This is a genomic window from Acinetobacter sp. IK31, assembly GCF_035615195.1.
Lineage (GTDB): Bacteria > Pseudomonadota > Gammaproteobacteria > Pseudomonadales > Moraxellaceae > Acinetobacter > Acinetobacter calcoaceticus_C.
Map to the genome: position 1 here is coordinate 157,027 of NZ_JANBOB010000016.1, position 11,172 is coordinate 168,198.

The following is an 11,172-nucleotide window of genomic DNA, read 5'->3' on the forward strand; positions in this document are numbered from 1 at the left end:
ACATGAGTGATGTCATTAAAGATTTAAGTGAATTACGCTTGAGCTATGAACAAGGCGAGTTGTATGAGGGGCAGGTTGAATCAAACCCTCATCAGCAGTTTCTTGGTTGGTTTAACCATGCTCTAGCTGCCAATTTGCATGAACCCTATGCCATGTCGTTAGCAACAGCAGGTGCTAATGGCAGACCTCATGTTAGAACTGTTTTGTTACGTGGTGCCACAGAAGCTGGGTATGATTTTTATACTAACTATGACAGTCAGAAAGGTATTGATTTGGCAGAAAATCCTTATGCCGAATTATTATTTTACTGGCCGAGTCTAGAGCGTCAGGTGAGAGTTGGTGGTCGTGTTGTAAAAATTTCTGAACAGGAATCTACAGACTACTATCGTAAACGACCACGTGATAGTCAAATTGCAGCGCATATTAGTGCTCCTCAGAGTGGCAAAATTGAAAGTCGGGAGCTGTTACAGCAACGTTTCCAAGACTTACAGCAACAAGTTGCAAGTCATGAAGTACTCGATAAACCGGAGTTCTGGGGAGGCTATCGTCTGCAACCGGATTATTATGAATTCTGGCAAGGGCGACCAAATCGTTTACATGACCGCTTGAGTTATGAAAAAATCGACGGTCAATGGATGTTGCACCGGCTGATGCCTTAAATGACAAAAATACAAATCAAACAAAGACCTTTATTGACACGCCCTGAACAGTTTCAGGGCGTGCCTCCGTTTATTGCCGAGATTTTGGCAAGACGTGGAGTCCAATCTGAACAGGAACTAGAGCTCAAGCTTAAGAATTTACTCGCTCCTGAGCTCAAAGGTTTAGAAACCGCTGTAGCCTTAATGGACCAAGCCATTGATGAGCAGAAAAAAATTGTTATTGTCGGGGATTATGATGCCGATGGAGCAACCAGCACAGCTTTAATGGTTCTGGCACTTCGTGATATGGGTGCACAAGTTGACTATCTGGTTCCTGATCGGTTTAAGTATGGTTATGGTTTAACGCCTGCTATTGCTGAATTAGCCTATTCAACATACCACCCCCATATATTAATTACTGTGGATAATGGTATTTCGAGCCATACGGGTGTAGAGGCTGCTCATACATTAGGTATGCAGGTCATTATTACCGATCACCATTTAACCACTAAAGAAACTCCACCAGCAGAAGCAGTTGTAAACCCAAACCAATTAGGCTGTGATTTTCCAAGTAAAGCTTTAGCGGGAGTTGGCGTTGCTTTTTATGTCTTGGCGAATTTGGCAAGTTTACGTAACAAGCAAGGCAAGAGCACAAGTAAGGTAACTCAATACCTAGACTTAGCTGCTTTGGGGACTTATGCGGATGTTGCTGTATTAGATTATAACAACCGAATATTGGTTGATGCAGGCGTAAAAAGAATTCAACAACAACAATGTCGAGTGGGAATTCTAGCGTTATTAGACATTGCTGGTCGAGAAGCCGTTTCATTGCGGGCACAAGATTTAGGTTTTGTTATAGGGCCCCGTATTAATGCTGCTGGGCGCATGGAAAGTATGCGTATTGGTATTGAATGCTTGTTGGCAGAGAATATGGAAACTGCTTATCCCATTGCTCAACAATTAAATCAATTAAATATAGAGCGCCGTCAAGTTGAAGGAGAGATGAAACAACAGGCTCTTACAGCTTTAGATAGCCTGCAACTTTCAAAAGAAAATATCCCATCCGCTCTCGTACTGTTCGAAGAAAGCTGGCATCAAGGTGTTATTGGAATTGTGGCAGGGCGTTTAAAAGAGCAGTTTCATCGACCTACTATTGTTTTTGCCCCTGATGAAGATGGTATTCATATCAAAGGGTCTGCGCGTTCAATTGATGGCGTGCATATTCGAGATACGATTGAACAAGTTGCAGAACAGCATCCAGAGCTGGTCAGCCATTTTGGTGGGCATGCCGCAGCAGCAGGTTTAACAATTCGAAAAGAGAACTTTGATGCTTTTAAAACGGTTTTTACCGCTTGTGTAGATGCAATGGATGAATCACTTTTTCAGGCAACGTTGTGGACTGATGGAGAGTTGCCAGCTTCGGCTTTACAACTTGACACGTTAACCTGGATAGAGCAGTTAGGGCCATGGGGACAAAAATTCCCTTTTCCTCAGTTTGAAGGCCTTTTCAAGGTAATAGATTATCGTTGGCTTAAAGAAACCCATCTAAAACTTAAAGTCGCATTAGACCAATATAGTTTTGATGCAATTGCCTTTAATGCAGCAGGTCGATTTGAGTTCGACCCTATGCGAGATCATGTCTATTTAGTTTATGAGATTGACCGTAATGTATTTAATGGGAACGTGAATTTGCAGTTGCGCATCGTACATTTAAATCAATAAAAAAACCGCTCAATAGAGCGGTTTTTTATATGTGCTTTTAAGTGATATTAGAAGCGGTATCCTGCACGAACACCATAAGTGTTGTCGTTGTCACCGAAACCAATACGACCTTCAAGACTTACTTGTTGATTTAAGAATTTTTTAGCATTGATACCAAATTCATCTTTATCAGTTAAGTCATTGTTGTAGTAGTCAGCACCTACACTGAAAGTTTTGTCGATGTAGTAGTCACCACGAACTTTATATTCGTCTAGGTCACCAAATGCACCGAATGCTTCAAGGTTCACGTCATGTTGACCTACTTGAGTAACGTATTTAGCACGAACTGTTGGATCAGCGCCGTCTTTACCGTCTTTTTCGTCGTAGCCTTTAACACCTAGAGCAAGTAATAAACCAGGAGCTGGTAAATAACCTACTTCAGCAGCATAAGTCGTCAATTTTTGGTCGTAATTAGTGTTGTCGATTTCACGTTCATTTCGGCCTACATCACCGCTAACGTAGAAATCTGAGTTAGGAACATAGTATTCAACGCCTACGCCATACTGAGTGTCTTTTGTACCGCTGTTATCGCCATAGTTGATAAGAGCGTTAACATTACTTGCACGGCTTAAGAAAGCTGCTTCAGCAAGTGGAGCGTTACGAGTTTGAACAGGATTAAAGTAATAAGTCCCGTCAACACCAAATTTGCTTACACTGCTGCCGTCATCTGGATCAAGATAATTGTAAGAACCACCAACTTCAGCTTGGTAAGCGTTTGCTGCGCCACTTACTGCCAGTGCAGATAAAAGAGCTGATGCAATTGCTAGTTTTTTCATGGAATCTCTCCCCTCTAAAAAGCGATTTTATAAATGTTTTGTTACAACTTTTAGTCTAGAGGAAAATGCTTGATCGTCAATCTTAGACAAGTAACCATACTGTAACTATGTGCTTTTTTTGTAAACATATTTAACTTAAATAATTGATTTTAAATTATAAAAATAGAATGTTTTATTTTATTAAAATTGAGGATGTTTTGTGTAGATCATAAAAAATGCTGTAAAAGTACCCGATTTTGTATGAGGATGTTACCAATTAATCTTAAAATGAACTGAAGAACGCTCAGATAAATCTATCCAAGCGTTTATATCTTTAATTAATAAATTCTTATGAATTAGAAACGGAATGTTCCATTAATACCAAAAGAATCAGCATCCTCAACAGTCGTATAAGTTAAGCCTACTGCTAATTGTGGTGTAAAGAATTTTTGTGCACGAAGACTAAAAATTGTATCTGAATCTTCTGCTGTTGAATCTGCAAAAGATGCTCCAATACTTAAAGTTGGATCAAGATAAAGATCTGCACCTAAACGATAAGTGGTTTCATCCCCAATATAAGTTTGTCCTTCAAAATTAGTATAAAAACCAGAAATTTGAGTAACATACTTGGCACGTAGAGTTACGACTGTATCTTCATCTTCACCAGTTACGGCTGCGGCATTTGACAACGAAGTAATAAAGCCATATTTAGCTGCTTGTATTGGATCGAAACTTTCAGATAAATCTGTTACACCAGCAGCCAATAATAATCCATCTGTTGGTAGGAAACCGACCTCTACAGCATAGCCATTACCGTTATCATCAGCTGAACCGAAATCATTTGCAGTGGCTTCTCTTTTTGTACGGTTAAATGCTCCTGATAAATAGAGCGAGGTATTTGGAATAAAGTATTCACCAGTAATACCTACAGAACTAAATTCGAGTTTTCCAGAATCTTCATCATCTTCTAGTTTGCTATATGCATAGCCTAGTCCAATATTTGAAGATTTATTTAGAAATGCAGCTTCTGCTAAAGGATATGTTTTTGTTTCAACTGGATTAAAATAATATTTGCCGTTAATACCGAAGCTATTATTTTCTCCCCCGTCCATATCTGTAAATTCGTACATTGTACCAACTTCAGTTTGATAGGCATTTGCATTGAAAGCACATGTGGCAGTAAGGATTGCGAATAAAATATTTGATTTTTTCATGAGAAAAACTCTAGTAATGAATGTTATAAAGTTATTAAGATTTTAAGTTGTTAATTTTAATATATTTTTATGATATTAATCAATAATATTATATCTACTTATCTTTTTTAGAGTGATAAAAATCAATAAGTTTTAGTCCTTTTGTTTGGGAATGACAAGCTATGCTAAAATAATCGACTGTTTATCTGCTTTTATGGGAACACTCGCGTGGAAATTAATCCTTATCTAAACCAATTGAAAGACTTAACTGATCGTAGCCAAACACTACGGGGGTATCTTTGACTACGATCTAAAGAAAGAACGTTTAGAAGAAGTTTTACGTGAGTTAGAAGACCCTGCGATCTGGAGCGATCAAAGTCGTGCTCAGGCTATGGCCAAAGAAAAGGGTGAGCTTGAAAACGTCATTAATGTGTTAGACGGTTTGGCAACACAGCTTGAAGATGCAAAAGCAATGCTAGATTTGGCCGTAGAAGCCGATGATGAAAGCCTGCTTGAAGACGTTCAGTCTGAGCTTGGTGCTGCCGAAGATGAACTGGCTAAACTTGAATTCCGTCGTATGTTTAGTAATCCAATGGACCCGAATCCTTGCTATGTCGAGATTCAATCGGGTTCAGGTGGTACAGAGGCGCAAGATTGGGCTTCAATGCTATTACGTATGTATATGCGCTGGATTGAACGTCACGGTTTTAAAGCAGAACTTATGGAAGTATCTGACGGTGATGTGGCTGGTATTAAGTCTGCAACGATTCGTGTTGAAGGTGAATATGCCTATGGTTGGTTACGTACCGAATCAGGTGTACATCGTCTAGTTCGTAAATCACCATTTGATAGCGGTAACCGCCGTCATACCTCATTCTCTGCGGTATTTATTTCACCGGAAGTTGACGACAATATTGAAATTGATATCAATCCGTCTGATGTTCGTACCGATACTTACCGTGCATCGGGTGCGGGTGGTCAGCACATTAACAAAACTGATTCGGCAGTACGTTTAACTCACATGCCAACAGGTATTGTGGTGGCATGTCAGAACCAGCGTTCACAACATGCTAACCGTGACCATGCATGGAAACAGTTACGTGCGAAGTTGTATGAATTGGAAATGCAAAAACGTAATGAAGCAGCTCAAGCTCTAGAAGACTCGAAGTCTGATATTGGTTGGGGAAGCCAGATTCGTTCGTATGTATTAGATGATTCACGTATTAAAGATTTACGTACGGGTGTTGAAAACTCTAATACGGGTGCTGTTCTTGATGGTGACCTTGACCGCTTTATTGAGGCGAGTTTAAAACAAGGTTTATAAGAGTCTGATGAACTTTTAGTTTAAATACAGTTCATCTATGAATATGTAGGACTCTTGGATTTTTAGCGATTAAAACGGCAAAGCAGTTCAGTACTTAAATGTTAATCGAAAAAATACGATATCAATATCGAAAAAAATAGATATGAATATCGAAAAAATGCGATATGATGTTTTTGAAATGCTGAACAAAGCTTTGTTCGTTTAAAAAGACGTGTTGAGCCTATGGATATTGATGCAATTAGCAAAGCCCTTTCCAATCCTCTGCGCAGGCAAATTTTGCAATGGTTAAAAGAACCTGCACATTATTTACCTGTAGAAGAATGTGGCGGTAGTTTTGAGAAGGGTGTTTGCGCAGGTCATATTGAACGTTTGGGTAAAGTAGCTCAGTCTACAATGTCTAATCATTTGTCTGTGTTACAGCAGGCAGGGCTTATTCAGGTCCAAAAATATGGTCAATGGTCTTATTTTTCACGTAACGAAGCTTTGATTCAGCAATATATCGAACATTTAAAACAAACACTTTAACTATACTAAAGTGTAAGTCGAGGCGATTATGGCTGAACTCAATACTCCTTTAACGGTTGGTGATTTTGAAATTAAAAATCGACTAGTCATGGCTCCACTAACACGTGCGCGTAGTGGTGAAAGTCGAGTACCTAACGATTTAATGGTGGAATATTATCAACAACGTGCAAATGCTGGTCTGATTCTGACTGAAGCAACAGTGATTGGTTCAAAAACTGTGGGTTATGCAGAAACTCCAGGGTTATGGTCACAAGAGCAAGCACAGGCTTGGAATAAGATTATTGAGGCAGTTCATGCTCAAGGTTCAAAAATTGTAGCTCAACTTTGGCATGTGGGACGTATTTCGCATCCTGAACTTTTAGAAGGTGATACACCTGTTGCGCCGAGTGCGATTCAGCCTGCTGGTGAAGTGAGTTTGTTACGCCCTAAACGTCCATATGTGAAGCCGCGTGCACTTTCAATTGAAGAAATTAAAGAGGTCGTTGCTCAATATAAACATTCAGCAGAATTGGCTAAGGTTGCTGGTTTTGATGGCGTTGAGTTACATGCAGCAAATGGTTATTTAATTGACCAGTTCCTTCAAAGCAATACCAACCAACGTAATGATGAATACGGCGGTCCGGTTGAAAACCGCGCTCGTTTATTATTAGAAGTGATTGATGCGTTTATTGAAGTGTGGGGCGCTGGCCGAGTAGGTGTACATATTGCACCACGTGGTGATTCACACGATATGGGTGATGAAAATCCGTTAGCGACATTTGGTTTTGTCGTTGAACAATTGAATCAACGTAATGTTGCTTTCATTTTCTCTCGTGAATATGAAGCTGCTGACAGTATTAGTCCTCAACTTCGTGAAAAATTTAATGGTGTATGGATTGCCAACGAAAACCTAACTCCAGAATCTGCAAAACGTATCTTGCGTGATGGTGGGGCTGACGCTGTATCTTTTGGTAAAGCTTATATTGCAAATCCGGACCTGTTGCAGCGTTTAGAGCAAAACTTACCTTTAAATGAGCTTCAACCTACTACTTTATATGCTAAAGGTGCGGAAGGTTACACAGATTATCCAGCGTTGGAAGCTTCATAAAATAGTATTAAATATTTAAAGATTTACTAATTGCTGATCTTGTTAGTTGATGAGCTCAGTAAATAGCTTTTCTTATAAATGGTAGAGTTTCAGTATAGAAGCTCTGCCATTTTTTTTATCTATGTTATATTTTCCCCAGTTTTTAAACTTTGATTATTTGAGGCAAACCGCTTGGCGACCCCATTTTGGTACAATACCGCACTTCATTTATTAAAACCTTTTTATCGCTGGCGAATAAAAAAACGTGCAGAAAACCAGCAATTGTATGATCAGGAATGCCTAGAAAGATTTGGACCGTTTGAATCTCCTAAAAATGTGCGAGCGATTTGGTTCCATGCCGTTTCAGTCGGAGAAACAAATGCTGCGCAGCCATTAATAGAACATTATCTTAAACTTGGGCAGCCTGTTTTAGTCACCAATACCACTAAAACAGGGCAGGCCCGTGCCAAATCATTATTTTTAAAACCACCTTATCTAGACTTATTTCAAGCGGTCTATTTGCCAGTGGACCAGAAGCATTCGGTGAAAGAGTTTTTTGAATTATATCAGCCTCGATTGTTAGCATTAGTTGAAACAGAACTTTGGCCAAATTTAATTGATCAGGCCAAGCAACAGCATGTGCCTTGTTTATTATTAAATGCACGCTTGTCGGAAAAATCGGCTAAAGGATATGGGCGAGTTGCGGGGCTAACGGCAGGAATGCTCAAAAACCTTGATTGGGTCTTGGCACAAGACGCTGCGACTCGGCAACGTTATGTGGAACTTGGTTTAGATCAACAAAAAAGTCAGGTGGTTGGAAATATTAAATTTGATATTCACGCACCAGAAGTTTTTGAAAATCAGGCAGCACAATTACGCCAGCAATGGTATTTGGGGCAACGTAAAGTTCTGACGATTGCTAGTACACATGCACCCGAAGAACAGCAAATTTTGCAGGCACTTCAGCCTTATTTAAAGTCAGATCCAGATTTAGTTTGTATTGTGGTGCCACGTCATCCTGAACGGTTTGATGAAGTATTTGAAATTTGCCAAAACTTAGATTTAGTGACTCATCGTAGAAGTATGAATCATGGCATTCATGCAAGTACGCAGGTTTATTTAGCCGATAGTATGGGGGAGCTTTGGTTATGGTATGCCTTAAGTCAGGTATGTTTTGTGGGTGGTTCTTTAAATGAGCCAGGTGGTGGACACAATATTTTAGAGCCTATGGTTTTAAATGTGCCGACAGTCATTGGACCACGTTATTTTAATTTCCAAACAATTGTTGATGAATTCATTGATGAAAATGGTGTGCTGATTGCTCAAGATGCTGAGCAAGTTGTAGCAATCTGGATGGCTTGCTTAGCTGAACCTGATGACGCTCAGCAAGTGGTAGAACAAGCGCATAAAGTTTTACATCGCAATCAAGGTTCTTTGCAAAAACATATTGGGGTAATTAACCGATATCTAGCCGAAAAATCATGAATATCGTTTTATTAGAACCAGAAGATGTTCAATCAGACACGTGGTTAATTCACTCAAAACGCCAATTACAGCATTTACGTGAACACCTTGATATTGCGGTTGGAGATCAGCTTAAGGTTGGGATTCGAAATGGTGCGCGATATGTCACTGAAATTGTTTCTATCACAGAACAAAAGGTAGATGTACGCCCAGTTTGCGAAGAAATAGTACCTGCAAAACTTCCAGTACATTTAATTGTAGCTTTGCCAAGACCTAAAGTTTTACGCCGTTTAATGATGGATAGTGTGACTTTAGGTGTTGAAAAAATTAGTCTGATTCATAGTTATCGGGTCGATAAAAGCTATTGGCAGACTCCATTTTTGCAGCAAATCGACAACTATGTGACTTTGGGGCTTGAGCAAGCAGGGGACACGATAGTGCCTGAAATTCAAATTTATAAACGCTTTAAGCCTTTTGTTGAAGATGTTTTGCCGAGCTTAATTTCAAAAGAAATGCCTGCCTATGTGGCTCATCCTTATGCTGAGCAGAGCATGCCAACCAATATTAGCCATGCTTGTAGTATTGTGGTCGGACCCGAAGGTGGTTTTATCCCTTATGAGGTTGATTTGCTCACAAAATACGGCTGCCAAGCTGTGAGCTTAGGCAACCGTATTTTAAGAACTGAAACGTCTATTTCTTATATTTTAGGTCGTCTCTTTAGTTGATGCTTCAGGGTTCAATAGTGGCTGATTTGCGGCCATTTTTAATTCCTGAATTGGGTAAGGGATATTAATATCGTTCGCATTAAAAGCTTGTTTTACTTGAGCTTGAATGGTACTCGTTGATGAAGACATATCAGTCTCAGTAGTATCAACCCACCAGCGTACAGTTAGGTTAACCGAGAAATCTGCTAAAGCTGTGACGTTAACAGAGAAGGCTGGCTGACTAAGTACATTTCGGTCATTATTAAGAATATCTAAAATAATCTGTTTGGCCTTTTGTTCATCATCGTCATATCCAATTCCGACCACAAACTCGCAGCGTCGTTGTTGATAAGCAGTATTTACAGTTAAAGCACTCGTATAAACAGTTGCGTTTGGAATGACAATGCGACGTCCATCTGGCGAACGTAAGAATGTTGCACGAATCTGAATATCTTCAACAGTTCCTTCAAGTGAATTCACCACGATTGAGTCGCCAATACGGAACGGCTCACTTAGTAAAATTAAAATTCCTGAAAGTAGATTTTGGAAAATATCTTTAAATGCGAAACCAATTGCGACCGAACCAATCCCTAATGCGCTCATTAATTGGCCTGGAGTAAACCCTGGAATCATGATGACTAATGCAATTAAGAAACCAAAAAATAAAATTGCTGTACTACCTACGCGGTTCAATACCAGAACCAGATTTTGACGAGTATAAGATCGGTTTTCTAAGGTTTTACGAACAAAGAATTTAAATAATTTGGTGAGTAGCCAAAAAATAACAAAGACGATGATTGCAATACAAATATAAGGCACACGTTCCCAGAAGCTATCCACAATTTTATCAATTGTGGTATAGGCATCATGATACTTTTCAGTATGGGCCAAAACCGTTTGAGTGGTTTTAGTCCCAGCCTCTTGCAAAAGTTCGCCTGTATTTTTTGCGACATCCGTTAAGGATTTTTGTTCATCAGCCACGATAAGTCTCTATTAAAAAAAGTTTATGAAAGCGATGATCGGCTTTCATTATAGTAGGAGATAAAATGTGCGCCTACTATAATGAGTTCATCTGAATAATAAAGTGTTTTTTAATTAAAAGTATTCCGTTCCTTTTTGTAAGATTTGTGACGGTGTTTCTAGAGTATCGGTCCCTGAGAAATAGTAAAAAATTCCTGCTGTTGAAATGAGGCTAATTAAAATAGCCACTAAAATAAGCCAAGCCATAAGTTTTTCTATAAACGTTGATGGTCGAACAGGACCATACTGATTGGTACCTGCTGTACCTGAGGCAAGCAGTAAATAAATCATAAAGAAGAACTGAATAACTGGAATGAATAACAGTAATCCCATCCAGCCACTCTTATTTAAATCATGCAGACGTCGAACAACGAGAACAATATTTAAATAAATCAAGAAGACCGAAAAAGCCCAGACCACTAAAGCACTGAGGCCAGAAAGAGAACTATAAAATTCAAAATTAAACAGATTACTTGAAAGCTGAAAACTTCCAAAAAATGAGGCCAAAATAAGATAACCTACAAGGGTGACTAAATAAATTAGTCCATATCCACCTAAATAGCTCATACGATTAAAGCGACCATGAATTGAAAAAGGACTATCTTTAAAAGGGAGCTGGGGTGGGCGTGAAGAGGTTGTTTGGGCAAACATATTATTTTATTCCTGTGCTCGATATGAGAGACAAAATAATCTTTGTTGATGATCAAAACCATCAAATCTTG

General features: G+C 39.2%; 11 protein-coding genes. 7 read left to right on the forward strand and 4 right to left on the reverse strand.

What is annotated here, in order from left to right; translation table 11 throughout:
• Positions 1-2: 2 nt before the first annotated feature.
• Together pdxH and recJ are read left to right on the forward strand one after the other, a co-directional pair.
• Positions 3-659 (forward strand): pyridoxamine 5'-phosphate oxidase, encoded by a 657-nt coding sequence (gene pdxH / locus MSG66_RS09365; RefSeq protein WP_324653820.1) that lies wholly within the window; start codon positions 3-5, stop codon positions 657-659.
• A complete protein-coding gene (recJ, locus tag MSG66_RS09370) occupies positions 660-2,360 on the forward strand; it encodes a single-stranded-DNA-specific exonuclease RecJ (protein ID WP_324653822.1) in 1,701 nt (566 codons plus the stop codon).
• Positions 2,361-2,407: 47 nt separating this feature from the next.
• Here the strand turns inward: recJ and MSG66_RS09375 are convergent, their stop codons facing one another.
• Both MSG66_RS09375 and MSG66_RS09380 read right to left on the reverse strand, forming a co-directional pair.
• Positions 2,408-3,175 (reverse strand): putative porin, encoded by a 768-nt coding sequence (locus tag MSG66_RS09375; protein ID WP_324653824.1) that lies wholly within the window; start codon positions 3,173-3,175, stop codon positions 2,408-2,410.
• Positions 3,176-3,510: 335 nt separating this feature from the next.
• Positions 3,511-4,368 (reverse strand): putative porin, encoded by an 858-nt coding sequence (locus MSG66_RS09380; protein ID WP_262473114.1) that lies wholly within the window; start codon positions 4,366-4,368, stop codon positions 3,511-3,513.
• A 207-nt stretch (positions 4,369-4,575) separates the two neighbouring features.
• Here MSG66_RS09380 and prfB point away from each other — a divergent pair.
• From prfB to MSG66_RS09405, 5 genes are all read left to right on the forward strand, one after another.
• Positions 4,576-5,671, forward strand: a protein-coding gene (gene prfB / locus MSG66_RS09385; protein ID WP_133971261.1) for a peptide chain release factor 2 whose coding sequence is annotated in 2 segments (ribosomal slippage) — positions 4,576-4,647 and positions 4,649-5,671 — 1,095 coding nt in all. Because the reading frame shifts where the segments join, the coding sequence is not laid out codon by codon here.
• A gap of 222 nt (positions 5,672-5,893) precedes the next feature.
• Positions 5,894-6,196, forward strand: coding sequence for an ArsR/SmtB family transcription factor (locus MSG66_RS09390; protein WP_002121891.1), 303 nt, complete (start codon positions 5,894-5,896; stop codon positions 6,194-6,196).
• A 28-nt stretch (positions 6,197-6,224) separates the two neighbouring features.
• Positions 6,225-7,283 (forward strand): alkene reductase, encoded by a 1,059-nt coding sequence (locus MSG66_RS09395; RefSeq protein WP_202743160.1) that lies wholly within the window; start codon positions 6,225-6,227, stop codon positions 7,281-7,283.
• A 171-nt stretch (positions 7,284-7,454) separates the two neighbouring features.
• On the forward strand, positions 7,455-8,747 hold the full coding sequence (locus tag MSG66_RS09400) for a 3-deoxy-D-manno-octulosonic acid transferase (RefSeq protein ID WP_324653829.1): 1,293 nt from the start codon (positions 7,455-7,457) through the stop codon (positions 8,745-8,747).
• Entirely contained in the window at positions 8,744-9,451 is a 708-nt protein-coding gene (locus MSG66_RS09405) for a 16S rRNA (uracil(1498)-N(3))-methyltransferase (protein ID WP_324653832.1), read from the forward strand. Before MSG66_RS09400 ends, MSG66_RS09405 begins: the two co-directional genes overlap by 4 nt.
• Here the strand turns inward: MSG66_RS09405 and MSG66_RS09410 are convergent.
• The gene (locus MSG66_RS09410; protein ID WP_262473118.1) at positions 9,431-10,411 is read right to left on the reverse strand and encodes a mechanosensitive ion channel family protein; all 981 of its coding nucleotides are present in this window, start codon (positions 10,409-10,411) and stop codon (positions 9,431-9,433) included. The genes MSG66_RS09405 and MSG66_RS09410 overlap by 21 nt on opposite strands.
• A 114-nt stretch (positions 10,412-10,525) precedes the next feature.
• Positions 10,526-11,101, reverse strand: a complete 576-nt coding sequence (locus tag MSG66_RS09415; RefSeq protein ID WP_133971273.1) for a DUF805 domain-containing protein — start codon at positions 11,099-11,101, stop codon at positions 10,526-10,528.
• Positions 11,102-11,172 lie beyond the last annotated feature (71 nt).